The 20,787-nt window shown below is 70.1% G+C and carries 21 protein-coding genes; 2 read left to right on the forward strand and 19 right to left on the reverse strand.

What is annotated here, in order from left to right; all coding sequences use genetic code 11:
• From EJ913_RS29075 to EJ913_RS29110, 8 genes are all read right to left on the reverse strand, one after another.
• Positions 1–293: FGGY family carbohydrate kinase (locus EJ913_RS29075; RefSeq protein WP_244939545.1), on the reverse strand; the 293-nt coding region annotated here is incomplete at its 3' end.
• 45 nt (positions 294–338) lie between these two features.
• Complete coding sequence (locus EJ913_RS29080; RefSeq protein WP_127004570.1) at positions 339–1,304, reverse strand: PfkB family carbohydrate kinase; 966 nt, start codon at positions 1,302–1,304, stop codon at positions 339–341.
• Positions 1,301–2,776: a mannitol dehydrogenase family protein gene (locus EJ913_RS29085; RefSeq protein WP_127004572.1), complete on the reverse strand. Its 1,476-nt coding sequence runs from the start codon at positions 2,774–2,776 to the stop codon at positions 1,301–1,303. The genes EJ913_RS29080 and EJ913_RS29085 overlap by 4 nt, the downstream gene beginning before the upstream one ends.
• A 57-nt stretch (positions 2,777–2,833) precedes the next feature.
• On the reverse strand, positions 2,834–3,607 hold the full coding sequence (locus tag EJ913_RS29090; protein ID WP_127004574.1) for an L-iditol 2-dehydrogenase: 774 nt from the start codon (positions 3,605–3,607) through the stop codon (positions 2,834–2,836).
• 25 nt (positions 3,608–3,632) lie between these two features.
• A complete protein-coding gene (locus EJ913_RS29095) occupies positions 3,633–4,628 on the reverse strand; it encodes an ABC transporter ATP-binding protein (protein ID WP_127004576.1) in 996 nt (331 codons plus the stop codon).
• A gap of 11 nt (positions 4,629–4,639) precedes the next feature.
• The gene (locus tag EJ913_RS29100) at positions 4,640–5,470 is read right to left on the reverse strand and encodes a carbohydrate ABC transporter permease (RefSeq protein WP_127004578.1); all 831 of its coding nucleotides are present in this window, start codon (positions 5,468–5,470) and stop codon (positions 4,640–4,642) included.
• 4 nt (positions 5,471–5,474) lie between these two features.
• Positions 5,475–6,347 (reverse strand): carbohydrate ABC transporter permease, encoded by an 873-nt coding sequence (locus EJ913_RS29105; RefSeq protein ID WP_127004580.1) that lies wholly within the window; start codon positions 6,345–6,347, stop codon positions 5,475–5,477.
• A 72-nt stretch (positions 6,348–6,419) separates the two neighbouring features.
• Positions 6,420–7,733, reverse strand: a complete 1,314-nt coding sequence (locus tag EJ913_RS29110) for an ABC transporter substrate-binding protein (protein ID WP_127004582.1) — start codon at positions 7,731–7,733, stop codon at positions 6,420–6,422.
• Positions 7,734–8,201: 468 nt separating this feature from the next.
• Here EJ913_RS29110 and EJ913_RS29115 point away from each other — a divergent pair, with 468 nt between their 5' ends.
• Positions 8,202–9,407 carry an ROK family transcriptional regulator gene (locus tag EJ913_RS29115; protein ID WP_211099066.1) on the forward strand — a complete coding sequence of 402 codons (1,206 nt, stop codon included), beginning with the start codon at positions 8,202–8,204 and terminating at the stop codon, positions 9,405–9,407.
• Positions 9,408–9,600: 193 nt separating this feature from the next.
• On the opposite strand, the gene EJ913_RS29120 is transcribed toward EJ913_RS29115, so the two are convergent.
• The 11 genes from EJ913_RS29120 to EJ913_RS29175 all read right to left on the reverse strand — a co-directional run bounded on the left by EJ913_RS29120 (position 9,601) and on the right by EJ913_RS29175 (position 19,580).
• Positions 9,601–10,506: a TauD/TfdA dioxygenase family protein gene (locus EJ913_RS29120; protein WP_127004584.1), complete on the reverse strand. Its 906-nt coding sequence runs from the start codon at positions 10,504–10,506 to the stop codon at positions 9,601–9,603.
• 36 nt (positions 10,507–10,542) lie between these two features.
• Positions 10,543–11,229, reverse strand: a complete 687-nt coding sequence (locus tag EJ913_RS29125) for a ThuA domain-containing protein (RefSeq protein ID WP_127004586.1) — start codon at positions 11,227–11,229, stop codon at positions 10,543–10,545.
• 5 nt (positions 11,230–11,234) lie between these two features.
• Positions 11,235–12,008: an SDR family NAD(P)-dependent oxidoreductase gene (locus EJ913_RS29130; protein WP_127004588.1), complete on the reverse strand. Its 774-nt coding sequence runs from the start codon at positions 12,006–12,008 to the stop codon at positions 11,235–11,237.
• Between the two features lie 35 nt (positions 12,009–12,043).
• The gene (locus tag EJ913_RS29135; protein WP_211099067.1) at positions 12,044–12,847 is read right to left on the reverse strand and encodes an SDR family oxidoreductase; all 804 of its coding nucleotides are present in this window, start codon (positions 12,845–12,847) and stop codon (positions 12,044–12,046) included.
• Positions 12,848–12,879: 32 nt separating this feature from the next.
• Complete coding sequence (locus tag EJ913_RS29140) at positions 12,880–13,437, reverse strand: cupin domain-containing protein (protein WP_127004590.1); 558 nt, start codon at positions 13,435–13,437, stop codon at positions 12,880–12,882.
• 17 nt (positions 13,438–13,454) lie between these two features.
• On the reverse strand, positions 13,455–14,261 hold the full coding sequence (locus tag EJ913_RS29145; protein ID WP_127004592.1) for a sugar phosphate isomerase/epimerase family protein: 807 nt from the start codon (positions 14,259–14,261) through the stop codon (positions 13,455–13,457).
• Entirely contained in the window at positions 14,258–15,091 is an 834-nt protein-coding gene (locus EJ913_RS29150; RefSeq protein WP_127004594.1) for an SDR family NAD(P)-dependent oxidoreductase, read from the reverse strand. Before EJ913_RS29150 ends, EJ913_RS29145 begins: the two co-directional genes overlap by 4 nt.
• A gap of 14 nt (positions 15,092–15,105) precedes the next feature.
• Positions 15,106–16,083 carry an ABC transporter substrate-binding protein gene (locus EJ913_RS29155; protein ID WP_127004596.1) on the reverse strand — a complete coding sequence of 326 codons (978 nt, stop codon included), beginning with the start codon at positions 16,081–16,083 and terminating at the stop codon, positions 15,106–15,108.
• Positions 16,080–17,123 carry an amidohydrolase family protein gene (locus EJ913_RS29160; RefSeq protein WP_127004597.1) on the reverse strand — a complete coding sequence of 348 codons (1,044 nt, stop codon included), beginning with the start codon at positions 17,121–17,123 and terminating at the stop codon, positions 16,080–16,082. Before EJ913_RS29160 ends, EJ913_RS29155 begins: the two co-directional genes overlap by 4 nt.
• Positions 17,124–17,211: 88 nt before the next feature.
• Positions 17,212–18,726, reverse strand: coding sequence for an ABC transporter permease (locus tag EJ913_RS32820; protein ID WP_238520290.1), 1,515 nt, complete (start codon positions 18,724–18,726; stop codon positions 17,212–17,214).
• Positions 18,723–19,580, reverse strand: a complete 858-nt coding sequence (locus EJ913_RS29175) for an ABC transporter ATP-binding protein (RefSeq protein ID WP_127004598.1) — start codon at positions 19,578–19,580, stop codon at positions 18,723–18,725. The genes EJ913_RS32820 and EJ913_RS29175 overlap by 4 nt, the downstream gene beginning before the upstream one ends.
• 234 nt (positions 19,581–19,814) lie before the next feature.
• On the opposite strand from EJ913_RS29175, the gene EJ913_RS29180 reads away from it, so the two are divergent.
• Entirely contained in the window at positions 19,815–20,786 is a 972-nt protein-coding gene (locus tag EJ913_RS29180) for a LysR family transcriptional regulator (protein WP_185909995.1), read from the forward strand.
• Position 20,787 lies beyond the last annotated feature (1 nt).

The following is a 20,787-nucleotide window of genomic DNA, read 5'->3' on the forward strand; positions in this document are numbered from 1 at the left end:
CACAGGATGGCCGGCCGCAGCACCCGGCCGTCCTGCCCCAGCAGCACGGCACCGTGCATCTGGCCGGAAAAGCCGATGCCGGCAACGGCGGCAACGGCGTCCGGGAGCTTTTCAGCCAGTTCATCCACCGAGGCGACGGCGACGGCGACCCAATCCTCCGGCTCCTGCTCCGACCACAGCGGGTGCGGGTGCGAAACCGTGCAGGCGCGCGACGCGGTGGCCACGACCAGACCGTCGGCATCGGTCAGGACAGCTTTGACGCTCGACGTGCCGATGTCGATTCCCAGAAACATGGCGCGCGATCCCTTTTCCCGGTGTGAACGCCGTCCCTCCCTCTCCTACCCGCCCAGCAAGCGGTTGACCGCCGCCCGGTCCGGCAGGGCCGGGATGGCGCCCGGACTCGTGGTGGCCAGGGCGCCGGCGGCGTTGGCGAAGCGGCAGATCCCGCGCAGGCGGCTGGGGGTGAAGGCGGTGCCGACATCCTCCAGGATGCCGGCCAGCAAAGCGGCGACAAAGGCGTCGCCGGCCCCCGTGGTGTCGACGGTCGCCACCGCCATGCCCGGAACACGCTCGCAGGCGTCGCGGGTCAGGAAGGTGGAACCGTCGCGGCCGTGCGTCACCACCAGCAGGCGCAAGTCGCCGTGCCACAGCGTCCGGCCGCCCGCTTCGGGCTCCGACGTGCCGGTCAGGAACTCCAGCTCCTCGTCGCTGAGCTTGACGATGCCGGCGGCGGCGATGCCCTCGCGGATCAGGCGCTCCGCCGTGTCGCGGTCGGGCCACAGCGACAGGCGCAGGTTGGCGTCGAAGGACAGCAGCCGGCCGTGGCGGCGCGCCGTCTCCACCGCCGTCCGGCTCGCCTGCCGCGCCTCCGGGGCGATCAGCCCGATGGAGCCGGTGTGCAGCAGCCGGGCCGCCGCCACCGCCGCCGGATCGAAATCCGCTGGGGAGAAGCCGGCCATCGGCTCGCTGTAGAACAGGAACTCGCGCTCGCCCTCCGCGTCGAGGGACACGAAGGCGACCGGCGTCCGCGCGCCCGGCACGAGGCGCAGGCCGCCGGCATCGACGCCGGCATCGGCCAGCGCCCGCGCCAGGAAGCGGCCGAAGCCGTCCGCCCCCGCCCGGCCGAGGAAGGCGCTGCGCACCCCCAGCCGGGCCAGCCCGGCCGCGACGTTGGCCGGGGCGCCGCCCGCCGCCGGGGTGAAGCCGCCGATGCTTCCCGGTGCGACACCGGGGCCGGCGGGCATGAAGTCGATCAGCACCTCTCCCAGGCACAGGACATCGATGCCTTGCGGTCCGGCGGTCACGGCGCACCGCCGACGTAGCGGGTCAACACCGCGCGGGTGCCGTCCGCCCACAGGGCGCGCAACGCCCCGGCGAAGCGGTCGCGGAAGATCTCCGAGCGGCCGGTCTCGCCATAGACCTCGTGCATGTCGAGCCAGACGCCCGGCTCGACGCGCGCCCGCTTCGCCACGGCGGTCAGCCGCTCCCAGTTGGGGTCGTTGGGCTCGATGGCCGCGCCGTCCTCGGTCTCGCCATGGCAGTAGCGGCACCACAGCGCCGACTCCAGCGCCAGCCCTTCGATGCCGGTGCCGGCCTTCAGCCGGTCGGCGATGGACGGCACGATGAATTTCGGCTGGCGGTTGGAACCGTCGAGGCAGAGCCGGCGGATGGTGTCCTTGATCTTCGGGTTGGCGAAGCGCTGCTCGATGATCGCGAAATAGGCGGCGAGGTCCGTCCCCGGCACCGGAGGCACGATGGGCAGGATCTCCTCCCGCTCGACCTTGCGCAGGAAGTCGCGGATCAGCGGAGTCTCCATCGCCTCGTGGGCGTGGGTGATGCCCAGCAGCCCGGCCGGATAGGCGATGATCGCGTGGCCGCCGTTCAGGATGCGGATCTTCATCGTCTCGAACGGGGTCACGTCGGAAACGAACTGGACTCCCACCGCCTCCAACGCCGGGCGGCCGGCGGAGAAGCGGTCCTCCAGCACCCATTGGGTAAAGTCCTCGCAGAAGACCGGCCAGCGGTCCTCGATCCCGAAATCGGCGGCCAGCGCCGCGCGCTCGTGGTCGCCGGTGGCCGGGGTGATGCGGTCGACCATGCCGTTGGGGAAGGCGACCTCGGCGGCGATCCAGTCCGCCAGACCGGCGTCGATGGGCCGGGCAATGCCCAGCACGGCGTTGCGGGTGACGACGCCGTTGTGGGGGATGTTGTCGCAGGACATCACGGTGAAGGGTGCGAGGCCGGCGGCGCGGCGGCGGGCCAGCCCGGCGACGATCAGACCGAAGACGGTGGCGGGACTCTCCGGCGACGCGATGTCGGCGCGGATCGCCGGGTGGCCTGCGTCGAAGGCGCCCGCCGCGTCGATGTAGTAGCCGCCCTCCGTCACCGTCAGCGAGACGATGCGGATCGCCGGATCGGCCAGCCCGGCGACGATCGCCTCCGTGTCGCCGACCGGCAGCATGCCGATCATGGCGCCGGTGACGCGAGCGAGGCTCTGCGCGCCCGACTGCTCGACCACGGTGGTCAGCCAGTCCTGCGGCTCCAGCGCGTCGCGCATCCGCTGGTCCGACGGCATGACGCCGGCGCCCAGGATGGCCCAGTCGTGATCGCGGCCCTGGCCGAACAGGCGGTCGAGATAGACCGCCTGATGGGCGCGGTGGAAGTTGCCGATGCCGAAATGCAGGATCCCGGCGGACAGCGCGGCGCGGTCGTAGGCCGGCACCGAAGCCTTGTCGGCGAGGGCCGGAAGCGTGCCGGCCGAAAGGGCGATGGTCATGACGGTTCCCTGGAAAGAGGGGGCACGGAAAGGACGGCGCAAAAAGGACGGCCGGCGTCAGCTCATCCAGTTGCCGCCGTCGACGTTGTAGGTCTGGGCGACGACGTAGTCGGCCTCGGCGCTGGCCAGAAAGACGGCCATGCCGGTCAGATCCTCGGCCCGGCCCATGCGGCCGTAGGGCACCGCCGCGCCGACCATGCGCTTCTTCTCGCCGGGCGGAAGCCCCTCATGCTTGGCGAACAGGGCGTCGACGCCGTCCCAATGCTCGCCCTCCACCACGCCGGGGGCGATGGCGTTGACGTTGATCCCATGGCGGATCAGATTCAAGCCCGCCGACTGGGTGAGGCTGATCACCGCCGCCTTGCTCGCGCAATAGACGGCGACCAGCGGCTCGCCGCGGCGGCCGGCCTGGGAGGCCATGTTGACGATCTTGCCGCCCCGCCCCTGCGCGATCATCCGCTTGGCCACCGCCTGGAGCGTGAACAGGGTGCCGGCGACGTTGATGGCGAACAGCCGGTCGTAGCTGGCGCGCGTGATCTCCGCGACCGGCGCCAGATCGAAGACGGCGGCGTTGTTGACCAGGATGTCGACGCCGCCGGCCCGCGCCGCCACCGCCTCGACCATGGCGTCGATGGAGCCCTGGTCGGTTACGTCCAGCGCCACCGCGTAGGCACCCTCGCCGATCTCCGCCGCCGTCCGCTCGGCGGCGGCGAGGTCGATGTCGGCGATGGCGACGGTGGCGCCCTCGCGCACGTAGGCGGCGGCGAAGGCGCGACCGATGCCGCGCGCCGCGCCGGTGACAATGGCCGACTTGCCGTCGAGACGTTTCATGGCGGGATCCTTTCTCACAGGGGTCTCACAGGGCCTTCCCCTCGGCGTCGAAGCGGTGGAGCCTGTCCGGCTGCGGCGTCAGCCACACGCGGTCGCCGTGGCGGACCGGGAACTCGCCGCCGGCCCGCGCGACCAGCGTTCCGACGCCGTCCACCTGGACATAGACGAAGGTGTCGGACCCCAAATGCTCCGACACGCTCACCGTCCCGGCCCAATGGCCGCTGTCCGTGGAGAGCGCGAGATGCTCAGGACGGATGCCGATGGCGTGCGCCTGCCCGCCGGTCTCCGCCCCCTCGATGATGTTCATGCGCGGCGAGCCGATGAAGCCGGCGACGAAGCGGTTGCACGGCCGGTTGTACAGCTCGATGGGGGAACCCACCTGCTCGATGCGGCCGGCGTTCAGCACCACGATCTTGTCGGCCATGGTCATGGCCTCCACTTGGTCGTGGGTCACGTAGATCATGGTGGTGCCCAGGCTGGCGTGCAGCTCGGAGATCTCCAGGCGCATGTTGACGCGCAGCGCCGCGTCCAGGTTGGACAGCGGCTCGTCGAACAGGAAGGCGGTCGGCTCGCGCACGATGGCGCGGCCGATGGCGACGCGCTGGCGCTGGCCGCCCGAAAGCTGGCCGGGCCGGCGGTCGAGGTAACTGGTCAGGTTCAAGACCTTGGCCGCCGCCTCGACCTTGCGGTCGATGGCCGCCTTGTCCATCCGCGCCATCTTCAGCGGGAAGGCGATGTTGTTGCGCACCGTCATGTGCGGGTACAGCGCGTAGGACTGGAACACCATGGCCAGCCCGCGCTGGGCGGGCGGCAGGGCGGTCGCGTCCTTGCCGTCGATGCGGATGGCGCCGGACGAGCTGTCCTCCAGCCCGGCGATCAGGCGCAGCAGCGTGGACTTGCCGCAGCCGGACGGGCCGACGAACACCACGAACTCGCCGTCGGCGATGGTCAGGTCGAGCGGCGGGATGACGGACACGTCGCCGAAGCTCTTGGTGATCCGGTTGAGAACGATCTCTCCCACAGGCGGGGCTCCTACTTCACGGCGCCGAAGGTCAGGCCGCGCACGAGCTGCTTCTGGCTGAACCAGCCGAGAATCAGGATCGGCGCGACCGCCATGGTCGAGGCGGCCGACAGTTTCGCGTAGAACAGCCCTTCTGGGCTGGAGTAGCTGGCGATGAAGGCGGTCAGCGGCGCCGACTGCGAGGCCGAAAGGTTCAGCGTCCAGAACGCCTCGTTCCACGCCAGGATGACGTTGAGCAGCAGGGTGGAGGCGATCCCCGGCACCGCCATCGGCAGCAGCACGAAGAGGATCTCCTCCCGCAGACCGGCGCCGTCCATCCGCGCGGCCTCCAGGATCTCGCCTGGAATCTCGCGGAAATAGGTGAACAGCATCCAGACGATGATCGGCAGGTTGATCAGCGTCAGCACGATGATCAGCCCGATCCGGCTGTCGAGCAGGCCGCTGTCGCGGAACAGCAGGTAGATCGGGATCAGCACGCCGACCGGCGGCAGCATCTTGGTCGACAGCATCCACATCAGCACGTCGCGCGTCCGCCGGCCGGGCACGAAGGCCATCGACCAGGCGGCGGGTACGGCGACCAGCAGCCCGGCCAGCGTGGAGCCCAGCGAGATGACCACCGAGTTCATGAAGTGCAGGAAATAATCGGACCGCGCCTGCACCTCGGCGTAGTTCTCCAGCGTCCAGTGGAAGGCAAGGAAGGACGGCGGCGAGGCGATGGCCTCGGCCTCCGTCTTGAAGCTGGTCAGCGCGGTCCACAGGATCGGGAAGAACATCGCGATCCCGACGGTCCAGGCCAGCAGGGTCAGCACCAGCTTGCGGCGGTTGGTTGCGGCGCGCGCCATGGCGTCAGAGATCCAGGTTGCGGCCGATCATCCTCATGAGGAAGACGGCGACGATGTTGGCGAGGACGACGGCGACGATGCCCCCGGCGGAGCCGCCGCCGACATCGAATTGCAGCAGCGAGAGGCTGTAGACCAGATAGGTGATGTTGGTGGTGGCGTTGCCCGGACCGCCGTTGGTCGTCACCAGGATCTCGGCGAAGACCGACAGCAGGAAAATGGTCTGGATCAGCGTCACCACCGTCATCGCGCGGGCCAAATGGGGCAGGATGATGTGGACGAAGCGGTCGACCGCCCCGGCCCCGTCCATCTCCGCCGCCTCCAGCCGCTCGCGGTCGAGCGACTGCAGCGCGGTCAGCAGGATCAGCGTCGCGAAGGGCAGCCACTGCCAGGTGACAATCAGGACGATCGAGGACAGCGGCGCCTCCGACAGGAAGTCGAAGGGCTGGAGGCCCAGCCCCCTGGCGACGGCGGCGAACAGCCCGTTCACCGGGTTCATCAGCATGTTCTTCCACACCAGCGCCGACACGGTGGGCATGACGAAGAACGGGGCGATGACGAGCAGGCGGACGATCCCCCGCCCCCAGAAGGGCTGGTCGAGCAGCAGAGCGAGCCCGATCCCGCCGCAGACCGTCAGCGCCAGCACCCCGCCGACCAGCGCCAGCGTGTTGCCGAGCGCCGTGAAGAAGGCGGGATCGGTCAGAAAATACTGATAGTTGAGGGTGCCGATCCACTCCTCGGTTCCCGGCATGAGCAGGTTGTAGCGCAGGAACGAAAAGTAGAGCGTCATCGCGAGCGGAATCAGCATCCAGCCGAGCAGCAGGACGACGGCGGGCGCCATCGTCAGGCGCGCGGCGGCACGCGAATGGGCGGTGGCCATGGGCTCGACCCTTGAGAGGCGGCGTTGCGGAGGCGGGCGGATGACCGGGAGAGGCGACCCGACGGAAACCGGCTACTTGATGTAGCCGGCCTTGGTCATCTCGCGCGTGGCCAGCGCCTGGGCGTTCTGCAACGCCTGATCGGCGCTCACCTGCCCGGCCAGCGCCGCCGAGAAGGCTTGGCCGACGCCGGTGCCGATGCCCTGGAATTCCGGGATCGCCACGAACTGGACGCCGGTGTAGGGCACCTCCTGGACGGTCGGCTTCAGCGGATCGGCCGCCTGGATCGACTTCAGGGTCAGGTCGGCGAAGGGGGCCGCCTTCTGGTAGTCGGGGTTGGCGTAGAGCGAGCTGCGGGTGCCCGGCGGCACGTTGGCCCAGCCCTCCTCCTTGGCGACCAGTTCCAGATACTCCTTGGAGGTCGCCCAGGCGATGAAGCTCTGCGCCGCGTCGCCCTTCTTGCTGCTGGCCGGGATGGCGAGGTTCCAGGCCCACAGCCAGTTCGCCCGCTTGCCCAGCCCATTGTCGGGCGCCAGCGCGTAGCCGACCTTGTCCGCCACCTTGCTCTGCGCCGGGTTGGAGACGAAGGAGGCGGCGACGGTGGCGTCGATCCACATCGCGCATTTGCCGGTCTGGAACAGCGCGAGATTTTCGTTGAAGCCGTTCGACGAGGCGCCCGGCGGGCCGGCGTCCTTCATCAGGCCGAGATAGGTCGTCAGCGTCTGCTTCCAGGGATCGGTGTTGAACTGCGGCTTCCAGGCCATGTCGAACCAGCGGGCGCCGTAGGAGTTGGCCATGGCGCTGATGAAGGCCATGTTCTCGCCCCAACCGGCCTTGCCGCGCAGGCAGATGCCGTAGACCTCCTTGCTCTTGTCGGTCAGCTTGCGCGCGGCGTCGGCGACGAAGGCCCAGCTCGGCGCCTCCGGCATGGTCAACCCGGCCTTCTCGAACAGGTCCTTGCGGTACATGACCATCGAGCTTTCGCCGTAGAAGGGCGCGGCGTAGAGCGTGCCGCCGGCGGTCAGGCCGTTGCGGATCGACGGCAGCAGGTCGTCGGCGTCATAACCCGCCCCCAGCTTGTCGAGCGGCATCAGCCACTTCTGCTTGGTCCAGATCGGCACCTCGTAGGTGCCGATGGTCAGGATGTCGTACTGACCGCCCTTGGTGGCGATGTCGGTGGTCACGCGCTGGCGCAGCACGTTCTCCTCCAGCGTCACCCAGTTCAGCGTGATGTCGGGGTGCGCCTTGGTAAAGTGATCCGCCAGCTTCTGCATGCGGATCATGTCGCCGTTGTTCACCGTGGCGATGGACAGCGTTTCCGCCTGGGCGGAAGCGCCGAGAAAGGCGGCCACCGCCGCACCCGTCAGGGATAGCACGCGCGTCTTCATGCTTGGTTCCTCCCAAATATCCTTGTCCGGCCGCGCCAGCGCAGGCGTGGACCGCCCGACGGGATTCCCTCCGCCCCTGCCGGCCTTGCGGGGACTCCCCGCGCGCCGGAACGGGCGACGCCCTTCGGTTTGCATAGCTGACCAACACTATAAATCCGGCTTCGGAGAGGATGCAATATATAAATCACATTGATTTTTATATTCACGCAAACGATTTCCCGATGGGATGCCGTCCAGTTCGCCACCGTCCTTCCCGGCGCCACCGCAAAGCAGCAAAGCCAATCGCACACCCATCGGGAACGATGGAATTCTTGCGTTGCCAGAAAATGGCTTGCCGTCGTCCGAAGCCTGTGCGAACCGTGACGCCCCCCCCGGTGTTGGAGCCAATAAATAAATCACTTTGATTTTATTATATGCGGTTGCTACACTGGCTTTCGGGCAACTTCGGAAAGCGGGGATCGCGAAAGCATGCGGGGCGGCGACACCACCGGGCTGCGCGCCTACAACGAGCGGCTGGTCATGCACGCGCTGCTGCAAGCCGGCACGCTGTCCAAGGCGGAGGTCGCGCGCGAAACCGGGTTGAGCGGCCAAGCCGCCTCGGTGATCGTCAACCGCCTGCTCGACGACGGGCTGCTGGTCAAGCTCGACAAGGTGCGCGGCCAGGTCGGACAGCCCTCCACCCCCATCGCCCCCAATCCGGAGGGCGCCTATGCGCTCGGCGTGAAGATCGGCCGGCGCAGCGCCGAGGCGATCCTCATCAACCTGCTGGGCGAGGAACTGGGGACCAGCCGGGTGCGCTACGAGGCTCCCCTGCCGGAACCAACCATCGCGACGGCGGTCGCCCAGGCGGTCGGGCTGCTCGGCCATCTCTCCCCAACGGCGCGGTCCCGCGTGGTCGGCCTCGGCATCGCCATGCCGGACGAGATCCATGCTTGGTCGGCGGAACTGGGGCTGGCGGCCGGCGCGCTCGACGGGTGGCGCGACGCCGACGTCGCCGGGGCGCTGGGGCGGGAGACCGGCTTGCCGGTGACGGTCCACAACGACGCGGCTGCGGCCTGCGCGGCGGAAATGATCGCCGGCCATGCCATCACCAGCCGCAGCGCCCTCTACATCTATCTCGGCACCTTCATCGGTGGCGGCGTCGTGATCGACGGCCATCTGTACCGCGGTGAGCAAGGCAACGCCGGCGCCATCGGCTCCATGCCGACCGGGTCGGCCGCCCCTGGGGCACCGCCAAGCCAACTGATCCACAGCGCGTCCATCTTCCTGCTGGAACGCGCGCTGGAGGCCGAGGGGATCGACCCCGCGCAAGCGCTCACCGACGGCGCCGGCACCGAGGCGAACGCCGTCTTCGACGCCTGGGCCGGCGCCGCGACCATAGAGCTGTCGCGCGCCATCGTCTCCGCCCTCAGCGTGATCGATTTCCAGGAGGTGGTGGTGGACGGCTTCCTGCCGCCGGCTTGGCGCGACCGCTTCACGCAGCGGCTGTCCGCGGCGGTGGAACGCTTCAACCGGTCGGGCCTGAAGAGCGCCACCGTCACCGCCGGCTCGATCGGGCCGATGGCCCGCGTGCTGGGCGCCGCCATGCTGCCGCTCAAGGCGCGCTTCTCCCCCGATACCGACCTGCTGGTCCGGTCGGGCGCGGCGCGGACCCTCGCGCAGCCGCGTGGCTGAGCCATTCCGCGTGTCCACCGGCGGCGGGATCATCCGCAGGATTTGATCGGCACGACCGGGGGTGAGGCGATAGCTCTTTTACGACGATCGCGACGACAAGCACCGCAAAGGGCAAGCCGGTCGCCGCGCATACTGTGTGAGTGAGGCGCGGCGCCATCAAGTCGGCGGTGAAGCCTTCGGCGGGGGAACCACCTCAGCGCGGGGTATCGCCTTTGACCACGACGCGCATCAGAACGCGGCGGTGCTTGCCCATTTCGTAATTCGCGATGGCCCGGTGCAGCAGACAGCGGTTGTCCCAGAACACCAGATCGCCATGCCGCCATTTGTGGGTGTGGATGAACCGGTCCTGCGTGGCGTGTGCCAGCAACTCCTCCAGCAACGCGCGGCCCTCCTCCTCGGGCATGCCCTCGATGTGCGAACTGTACATGCCGATGTACAGGCTCTTGCGGCCGGTTTCCGGATGGGTGCGGACCAGCGGATGGGCGATCGGCGGGGCGGCGGCGATGTCCTCCTCGGTCGGCGGGGCGCTGCCGGTGTAGCGGCGCATGAACTCCAGGCTCTGCACCGTCTTCAGCCCGCCGATCCGCCGCTTGGTGTCCTCGGGCAGCGCGTCGTAGGCCTTGGTCATGTCGGCGAACTGGGTGTCGCCGCCGTCGGGCGGCAGTTCCACCGCCTGGAGCATCGTCAGCAGCGACGGCTCGGGCAGGAACGACTTGTCGGTGTGCCAGAAATAGTTGGAACTGATGAAGGGCTTGGCCACCGGGTTGCCGACGGCGTCCAGATTGGTGATGGTGTGGACCGCGTCCCATTTCGACCCGTCGGCCAGCCGGATCATGTGGCCTTCGATGGGGCCGAACAGTTCGGCGAAGCGGTACATGCGCTCCTTGTCGAGGGACTGGTTGCGGATCACCAGCAGGTGATTCTCGCGGAAGGCCGTCCGCACCGCCTCCACCGTCGCCGGGTCGAGCGGCCGCGACAGGTCGAGCGTGTCGGTCTCGGCACCCAGGACTCCGGAAAGCCGCTGGAAGACGGGAGTCTCCGGGGACGTCGGAAGCGGGGTCCGGACGGCTGCGGCCGGCTGCGGGTGGGAGGTTTCCATGGCGTCGGTCTCCTTGAACGGAAGGGTGATGAATGGTCAGAGGCGGCGTGCGGCCCACAGGGCGGCACGGGTCAGAATCTGCTGGTGGACCGGATGCTCCAGGGTCGCGCGGTCGTGGCCGATGGTGTCGGTCACCGCGCGTCCGCGCCCGACCTCCCGCGCCCACAGCGCCGGCCACGCCCCGCCCTCTCCGGCTTCGACGGTCGCCAGCGGCACGACATCGGGCGCCAGGTCAAGGTCGCGGTAGGCCTCGTCGATCACCGTGAAGGCCGGCAGCCCGTCGGTGATCGGGTGCGGCGCGTCGGTCGGGCGCAGGGTGACCGGGCCGAGCGGCGGGTGGCCCGAGCGGCCCCACACCCAGGCGGCGCCCAGCAGATCGGCCCAGCCCGGCCAGTCGTCGAAACAGACCAGCGCCGTGTGCAGGCCAAGCAGCCCGCCGCCGCCGGTGACGAAGCGGGTCAGGCGTTCGCGCCCGTCCGGCGACAGCGAGAAGGCCCAGGCGTCCCGGTGCGGCGCGTATTTCTCGCTGCCCAGCATCCGCCAGCGCAGGGCGTAGACCGTGACTAGATCGAAGCCGCCGCGGTCGAGTTCCTCCAGTCCGCCCTCGATGTCCTCGGTGACGGTGGAGCGGATGCCGGCCCCGGCCAGCACCCCGTCCAGCGCCGGGGCGGCGTCGGCGAAGGGGTGGCCGATGCCGCCCGTCAGGATCAGGTTGCGGATCATGGCGGTCAGCGCGTCACCGTGGGTGCCCGCCGGGGCAGGTGCATCTTCAGGCTGAAGGACACGCCGCCGTCGACCATCAGATGCTGGCCGTGGATGTAGCGCGCCTTGTCCGACACCAGGAAGAGGACCGCGTCGGCGACGTCGTCGGCGGTGCCGAGCGAACGGGCCGGCACGGCGCCGCCGCGCACCGCGCGCACCGAATCGTCGGCGTAGATCGGCGCCGACATCCCGGCGTCGATGAAGCCGGGGCCGACCGCGTTGACCCGCACGCCGCGCGGGGCGAAGGACAGGGCCATGTGCTCGGTCAGCAGCGCCACCGCCGCCTTGGTCGCCGGGTAGGCGCCGGCGTCCGGGCTGGGGGCGACGGCGTTCAGCGAGGTGATGTTGACGATGGCGCCCGACCCGCGCTCCGCCATCCGCCGCGCCACCGCGCGGGTGACGATGAAGGTGCCGGTGAGGTTCACGTCCACCACCTTGCGGAAATCGGCGACGCTGTGCTCCAGCAGGTCGCCGAAACGGACGATGCCGGCGTTGTTGACCAGCACGTCGGGGCCGTCGCCGAAGGCCTCGCTCATCGCGGCGACGGCGGTCTCGATCTGCGCCTCGTCGGTCACGTCGGCCCGGAGGGCGAGGCTGCCGGGGATGCGCGCGGCCTCCGCCTCCAGCCCGGCGGCGTCGGTGTCGAGCAGGGCGACGCGATAGCCCTCGCCGGCCAGACGGCGCGCGATAGCGGCGCCCAGCCCCCCGCCGGCCCCGGTCACCAGAGCGGTCTTGGTCATGGAAACATCCTTCCCAGAAGAAGAGTGGGCGCGCGTCACAGCGCGCTCTGGACGATGCCGCCGTCCACGGGAATGGCGGTGCCGGTGATGTAGGCGGCGCGTTCGGAGCCGAGGAAGACGATCAGGTCGGCGATCTCCTCCGGCGTGCCGAAGCGACCGAGCGGGATCCCGTCGGCGATGCCGGCCGCCGCCGCCTCCGCCGAAACGCCCTGCCCCGCCGCGCGGGCGCCGACGACCTGCCGCATCCGGTCGGTCGCGGTCCAGCCGGGGCAGACGGTGTTGACGAGGATGCCCTCGGGCGCCAATTGCGTCGCCATCGTCTTCGCCCAGCCGAGCGCGCCGAGCCGCAGGCTGTTGGACAGCATCAGCTCGCCGATGGGCTGCTTCACGGAGTAGGAGCTGATGTTGACGATCCGTCCCCAGCCCTGGCGGCGCATGTGTGGCAGCGCGGCGCGGGTGGCGTTGACCGCCGACATCAGGGTCAGGCGGAAGGCGGCCTCCCAATCGGCCTCGTCCAGCGTGTCGGACAGGCCGGGCTTGGGGCCGGCGGCGTTGTTGACCAAGATGTGGATTGTGCCCAGCGCGGCGGCGGCTTCCTCGACCAGCCGCTCGACGTCGGCCGGATCGCCGACGTCGGCGCGGACGGCCAGCACCGGCACGCCGGTGGCGGCGAGCGCGGCGCGGGCGGCTTCCAGCCGTTCGGCGTTGCGTCCGCAGATGGCGACGGCGGCGCCCTCGCGGGCGAAGCCGAGCGCGGCGGCCCGGCCGATCCCCTGGCTGCCGCCGAGCACCAGCGCGACCTTGCCCTTCAGTCCGAGATCCATGGGTTCTGCCTTCATGTGCGGGCTTCGTGTGCGGGCTGTGCGGCGGCTCAGCCGCGCGGGTTCCTGGTGACGACCGTCTTGGCGTCGGGCTGGAAGTAGCAGCGCTCCGTCTTGTAGGTGCCGCTCGCCACGGTGATCCCCCAGCTGTCGTCGGTCAGCGCCATGAAGCCGTGGATGTCGGCCGGCGGCGCGATCACCGCGCTGTCGCCGGGCTCCAGCACCCGGTCCTCGATCACCGTCAGGTCGGCGAAGCCCTCGACCGAGCCGTCGTCGCGCCGCTCGTAGACGGTGTGCTGCACCCGGCCCCGGTAGATCGCCATGCTTTCCCAATTGCCGTGGTCGTGGACCGGGATCGGCTTGCCCTTGGGCAGCTCGAACAGCAGGATCGACAGGTCGCCGTCGTAGTAGAGATACTGCGAGTTGGCGACGTGGTTGCCGGTGCGCGGCACGCCGGCCTCGCGCAGATCCGGGCGGGCGACCAGCGCGGCGAAGGGGGCTTGCAGGGCGGCGGTCAGCTTGGCGGTGTCGTGACCGTGAGCCTCGATCGCCTGGAGAACCGCCTGGGCGCAGGCGCGGATGACGGACGCGGCCTCCGGATTGGCCATGGTGGAGCTTCCTTTCCTCAGAGGGTCGCCAGCAGGCGGCGGGTCGCGGCGACGGCGCGGGCGACGCGGGCGGGGGCATCCACGCTGCGCGCCAACGTCGCCGTCGGGATTTCCAGGGCCAGCGGCAGGCCGGGGGGCAGCGCGCGCAGCAGCCCGGCCAGATCGATGCCGCCCTCGCCGGGAAACAGCCGCTCCTTCACCGCGACGTGCAGCAGGGAGTCGCGGTCGTCCGCATAGGCCGCCGGGGCGTCGCACAGGTGCATGTAGGCGAAACGCGCCGGTTCCACGGCGGCCACGTCGGCGGGGGTTCCGCCCGAGCGGTGGTAATGCAGCGCGTCCAGCGCGATGCCCATGCTCGGCCGGTCGATCCGGTCGAGCAGGGCGGCGGCGGCGGTGACGCTGGGAACGCTCATCCACGAAACGAATTCGAACTGCACGGTCAGGCCGAAGCCGGCCGCGTCGTCGCACAGCCGCCCCAGCCGCGCCGCCAGCCGTCCCGGATCGGGGTCGTCCCCGGTCGCCAGCGCATGGCGGGCGCCCAGTTCCGCCGCGACCTCCAGGAAGGGTCGGAAGGCGTCGAGGTCGGTGTGCGGCAGGACGCGCGCGGTGTTGGCGTCGAGCGCCGTGACGCCGGTGTCGGCCATCCGGCGCTTCATCTCCCGCCGCAGGGACGGATCGGCCAGCAGCGGCATCGGCTCGCCGTCCGGCTGCCCGCCGAGCAGGCGGAGGCCGACATGGGCGCAGCCGGCCTCCGCCGCGACGCTCACCATGTCCGGCGGCGACAGCTCCGGCACGGTGTAGTAGGAGAGCGAGAGCGGGTTCATTCCCCGGCCCCCGCCCCGGTCCCTGCACGGCGCGGCGCCGGGCGCACCCCGCCGTACTGCGCCCAGGTGGAGGCGACGTGCCAACCGGCGTCCACCACCAGATTGACCCCGGTGATCGCGGAGGCGCGGCTCGACGCCAGGAACTCGATGGTTTCGGCCACCTCGTTCGGCTCGACGATGCGGCCGAGCGCGGTGAACTCCGCCGGGTCGGCGGCGTAGCGGCCGGATTTGATGCGCTCGGCCACGCGCGGCACCAGGGTCGAGCCGGGGGAGACGGCGTTGACCCGCACCCCGGCCCGTCCCCATTCCCCGGCCAGATTCAGCGTCAGGCTGACCACCGCCGCCTTGCTCGACGCGTAGGCGTGGACCGGAACCGAGCCGATGGCGGCGATCGACGCGATGTTGACGATGCTGCCCCTCCCCTGCTCCGCCATGCGCGTGCCGAAGGCGCGGTTGGCGTAGTAGGTGCCGGTCAGGTTGATGTGGACCGTGCGTTCCCACACCTCCAGCGGCAACTGCGCTGGCGGCAGCACGTCCTGGAACACGGCGGCGGCGACCACCAGGGCGGTGACCGGGCCGTGCGCCGCCGTGATAGCGGCGCAGGCGGCCTCCACCGCGTCGGCGTCGGCGATGTCCAACTCCACGGCGGTGGCCGGGGCGGTGACGGCGATCCCCGCCGCCACCCGTTCGGCCGAGGCCACGTCCTTGTCGGCGACGACGACCCGCCAGCCGCGTTCGGCCATCAGCCGGGCGGTCGCCGCGCCGATGCCGTTGCCGCCGCCGATGACGACCGCCAGATCACCGTGCCCGGTCCTGGTGTTTCCGGTCATGGTCGGGGCATCCTTCACTTGCGCAGGTCGGCGGCGAGGAAGGAATTGTCGAGCACCTTGGACCAGTCCACCGGACCGGACCACTCGCCCAGGCGCTCCATGCCCTTGACCCAGATGTTCAGGGCGTCCATGTCGAACTCGCCCTGGCTCCAGTACTTGATGTCGGCCATCCGCTTCATGGAGATGGTGGCGACGTTCAGCGGCAGGGTGTCGCCGTAGCGCTTGGAGACCATCTTCGCGGCCTCCTCCGGGTTCTCGTAGATGAAGTTGACCGCCGAGCGCCACGCGGCGAGCAACCCGCGCAGTTGCTCCGGGTTTTTGCGCATGAAGTCGCCGGTGGCGACGCCGACCGTCGGCGTCATCGACGGCAGGTTCTCCAGCGAGAAGGCGACCTTGTAGCGGTCCTTGCGGGCGCTGTAGAGCGGCTCCAGGATCAGCGCGGCGTCCACCCCGCCCTGCTCCAGCGCCGACAGGCCGGAGCCGACCGAGCCGAGCGCCACCATGTCGGCCTTGCCGGGGTAGCCGGCGGCCTCGAAGGCCATGTTGACCAGCAGCTCGCCCGAGGATTTCGGCGCGGTGATGCCGACCTTCTTGCCGACCAGATCCTTGATCGAGGAGATGCCGCTGTCCGGCCGGGTCACCCACAGCAGGTCGTCGACCCGGCGGATGGCGGTGTGGACGATGCGGATGTCCATCCCCTGCTTGATGCCGGCCAGCGCCGTGGAGGTGCTGACGATGCCGTAACCGAGACCGCCGCCCACCATGTTGCGGATTCCGGTCCCGCCGCCGACCGAGCTCATCACGTCGGTGACGTCGACGCCGTTCCTGGCGTAGTCGCCCCGCTCCAGGGCCACGGCGATGGGGGCGGTGTTCAGCAGGGCGCCGTAATGCGACGCCATGATCTCCAGCGCCTGGGCCGGCGGCGTGGCGAGCAGCGCGCCGAGCAGCGGCACGGCCGCGAGCGCCCGGGTCAGATGACGGGTGATGGTCATGGCGTTCCTCCCTCGATTTGATTTTTGGCCTGGATTGGGGCCGGCATTTTCCGCAGCAGGCGGCGCGCGTTGTCGGCCAGCGTCGGGGACACGGCGCCGTGATGGCCGTCCTCGGGCTGGTCCCAGCCGGCGAAGTTGGTGCCGAAGACCAGCCGCTCCGGTCCGACGATCTGGGTCAGCAGGGCCAGCGCGCGGTCGTCGTTCAGATGCGTGTCGAACCACAGGCGGGCCATCGCCTCCTCGAAGGCGCCGTCCTTCTTCATCGCCTGCGTCGCCCAGGGGCGTTTCATGCCGGCCTGGGCCAAGCGCCCGGCGGTGAAGGCCGCCGCCCCGCCGCCGTGGCTGATCCACACGTCGAGCTTCGGATGACGCTCCAGCACGCCGCCGAAGATCAGGGTCGCGACGGCGATGGTCTCCTGCGCGGCGAAGCCGATGATGACGTCGAGGTCGAAGCGCTTCAGCGCCGGATCGCCCGGCGGCCCGTCGATGCCGGCCGGGGCCGGGTGCAGGAACAGCGGCACGTCGAGCTTGACGAAAGCCTCGTAGAGCGGGTCGAAGGCCGGGCTGTGCAGCGGCTCGCCCGCGAACTCCGTGCCGGTGGCGGCGCCCCAGAGGCCAAGCTCGCTCACGGAGCGTTCCAGTTCCTCCCGCGCCGCCATCGGGTCCTGCATCGGCAGGGCGGCCAGACCGCCGAGCTTGCCGGGGTAGCGGTTGACCAGCTCCGCCAGCGCGTCGTTGTGGCGCCGGCAGAAGGACACCGCCGAGGGGACGTCGATGTGGTGGAAGTAGTTCAGCGGGCTGGCCGACAGAACCTGGAAGTCGATGCCGGCCTTCTCCATCCGCTGGAGCCGCAGCTCCGGGTCGGTGAAGGGGCTGTTGGCGTGGCGCACCCCGCTCAGCCGGTAGTTGCCGACGCGGTACCAGGGCAGGCCGTTCTCATCCACGCCGTGCTCCGGGCCATGGACCCCGGCGGCGCCGTTGGTGGCCTCCAGCCGGACATGGGCGTGAACGTCGATCAGTGTGGCGGTCTCGATGGGCATGACGGGGTCCTTCCCGCGCCTCGGGCGGCGGGTTCGGGTGAAAGGGGATGACGATGCCGACCGGCCGGTGTCGCCCGGAGGCGGAAGTTCAGGCCCGGTGCAGGCGGTGGTCGAGCGCCAACAGCGCACTGTTCACCACCACCGCGAACAGGCCGATCAGCACGGTGATGCTCATCATGGTCGCGGTGTCGTTGACGCTGATTCCGTTCATGATCATGAAGCCCAGCCCGCGCTTGGACGCGAACATCTCGCCGACCATGACGCCCAGCAGGGTGATGGAGAAGCTGATGCGCAGGCCGGTGACGATCTCCGGCACCGTCGCCGGGACCAGGATGGTGGACAGCGTCTGCGCCGGCGACAGCCGCATGGCGCGGGCGGAGCGGCGCAGCACCGGGTTCATCGCGCGGATCGCCCCCATCGTCACCAGCATCATCGGGATGAAGCCGTGCAGCGCGCCGAAGGCGACCTTGGCCGGCATGCCCAGTCCGAAGAACAGCAGGATCACCGGGTAGAGCGTGACCTTGGGGATCGCGTAGATGGTCACCAACATCGGCTCCAGCACCTCCGACACCGACCGGCTGGCGCCGATGACGACCCCGGCGAGCCCGCCGCCGATGCAGGAGATCAGCAGCGACAGCCCCAGCGCCTGGGCGGTTTCCGTCACGTTGGCCCAGAAGCCGGGGTTGCCGAACAGGGTCGTCATCCGCTGCGCCGTGACCAGCGGGGAGGCCAGCGCCTCGCTGCCGGCGACGGTGTGGAAGATCTGCCACGCGCCCAGGATGACCAGCAGGATGACGGCGCCGGCCAGCAGCTTCTCGGCCGTACCGGCGCTCTCGCCGGTCATCCCGGTCCGCCCGGCGCCCGACCGGTGGCGGACCTTCTGCTCGGCCCAATGCAGCAGGACCGTCAGGGTGGAGACGAAGACCACGACGAACAGCAGCAGCGCGTACATCGTCCGGTCCTGGAGATTGTTGTACGCGAAGGAGATGGAGTAGCCGAGGCCGCTGCTGGCCAGGATGAACTCGGCGCCGATGACGCCGGTCACGGAATAGCTCAGCGCCAGCTTGGCCCCGGTGAAGATGTGCGGCCCCGCCGCTGGCAGCTGGATCAGCAGCGCGTCCTGCAGGCGGCCCAGCCGGTAGGTGCGGCCGACCTTGCGCAGCACCGGCGGGATGCGGTCCAGCCCGCCCAGCGTCCCCGTCACCATCGCCATCACGGCGTAGAGGAAGCCCATGAAGATGATCGGCACCGCGTTCATGCCGAACAGCACGATGAACAACGGGTACAGCACGAAGAAGGGCAGCGCGTAGTAGCTGGCGATCAGCGGCTCCACCGCGCGCCGCACGCGGGGCACGGCGTGCAGGGCGGCCCCGCCGGCGAAGCCGACGACCATCGCGGCCAGGGCGGCGGCGGCGATGTTGCGCAGCGTGCCGCCGGCCTGCGTCCAGAACCCGGCGGTGCCCATCAGGCGGACCAGCTCGGTCAGCATCTCCGAGGGCGGGATCATGCTGCCGCGCCCGACGAGTCCGGTCCGGCACGCCGCCTCCAGGGCCAAGATCGCGCCTATGGTGAGGAGGAGGCGCAGCGCGCCGGCCGACCTCATGCCCCGTTCCTCCGCTGGCTGGCCATGGCCTTCATGGATTCACCCCGCAGGGTGTCCCACAGACGGGTGGTGATCGCGCCGAAGGCGGGGTCGGCGGCAATCGCGCTGGTGCGGTCGCGCGACCAGCCGGTCTCGACGATCTCGATGAAGCGGCCGGGGCGCGACGACATCACACCGATGCGGTCCGACAGCATCGCCGCCTCGTCGAGCGCGTGGGTGATCAACAGCACGGTCGCCCCGCTGGCCCGCCACAGCCGCAGCAGCTCGTCGCCCATCAGCAGGCGGGTCTGCTGGTCGAGCGCGCCGAACGGCTCGTCGAGCAGCACGAGGCGCGGGCGCATGACCAGAGTGCGGGCGATGCACACCCGCTGCCGCATGCCGCCGGACAACTGGCTGGGGTAGGCGTCGGCGAAGTCGTTGAGCCCCATGAAATCGATGGCGTGGCGCACCCGCTCGGCGGCCTCCGCACCACGGAAGCCGGCGCGCTTCAGCCCGAAGCCGATGTTGTCGCGCACGGTCAGCCAGGGAAAGGACGCGTCCTCCTGGAACACCACGCCGACCCCGTCGGGGACGGTGCCGTTCACCCGCTTGCCCTCGAAGGTGATGGTGCCGTCGCTGGGGGCGCTCAAGCCCGCCAGAACGTCGAGCAGGGTGGATTTCCCGCAGCCCGACGGGCCGACGATGGAAAAGAACTCGCCGCGCCGCAACTCCAGATCGACCGGCCCCAGGGCGTGGACCACCGAACCGAAGACGCGGGTGACGCCGGTCAGCACGGCGTGGGCGTCGGACGGGGCCGGACGGCCGGGATGCAGCGGTTGCGGCTGGCGCGCGCCACCGCCAAGCTCCGGGCGCATCGGCACTCTCTCCGTCGATAGGCCGGGCATGGCGGTTCTCTCCCTCTCGGCGTCCGCCGTTGCGGAACTGATTGTTTCGACAACATACAAAATGATTGGGGATGGGCTGTCCAGAACGGGTTCGGAACACCCCCATAAGAAAATTGTTTGCCCCCTCAGCAATCCAGTGCAACGTTCAGCCCGGCCACCGGGTCATGACGAACCGGCCGGTCCAAGGGGGAGGGAATGGGCGGCATGCGCAGCCGGCAATTGGAGAGCTTCGTCCGGGTGTGCGAACTCGGCAGCATCAGCAAGGCGGCGGCCATCATGAACATCGCCCAACCGGCGCTGGGCACGCAGATAAAGGCGCTGGAGCGGGAGTTCGGCGTGCCGCTGCTGGTCCGCACGGTGACCGGCACGCACCCGACCCCCGCCGGCCTGATCTTCCTGGACGAGGCGCGGCTGATGCTGCGCCGTCTCCAGGATTTGAAGCGGACGCTGCGCGAGGCCGCGGGCCAGACGCCGCGCACCCTGGCGCTCGGCCTGACGCCCAGCCTGTCGGGGCTGCTGACCAGCCGGCTGATGGAGCGGCTGCGCGCGGCGCTGCCCGACGTGGAGCTGAAGCTGTTCGAGGAGTTGAGCTACACGCTGATCGACCATGTGGAGTCGGGCAAGCTCGATCTGGCCCTGGCCTACAGCGTGCCGCCCGGTCGCATCCTGCACCGGGAGGCCCGGCTGGACGAGGCGCTGTGCCTGATCGCCCCACCCGGCTCGGCCTTCGACCGGGCGGATCCGGTGGCGCTCCGCGATCTGGCCCGCGCCGAACTGGCGATGCCCAACGAGGGCGATCTCGTCCGCCGGCTGATCACCGACACGATGACCGCGCACGGGCTGGTGCCGAAGGTGGCCTTCTCGCTGGAATCGATGCAGGCGATCAAGGACGTGGTCACGCGCGGTCTGGCCTGCGCGGTCCTGCCGCACAGCGCGGTGGCGCGCGAGGTGGCGGCCGGCACGCTGGTGCTGCGGACGGTGGTCGATCCGCCGCTGACGCGCACGCTCTACCTCGTCCGGCGCGCCGACAGCGAGCCGAACGCCACCACCAAGCCGGTGCTGCGGATCATCGACGAGCTGCTGGGAGAGCTTGGCCGCGAGGACGGCAACTTCACGACCGCCCAACCCGGCGGCGGGCCTGCCGGCGGGCAACCGCCCTCCCGCAGGCTCGCCTGAC

It is taken from the genome of Azospirillum doebereinerae, assembly GCF_003989665.1.
Lineage (GTDB): Bacteria > Pseudomonadota > Alphaproteobacteria > Azospirillales > Azospirillaceae > Azospirillum > Azospirillum doebereinerae.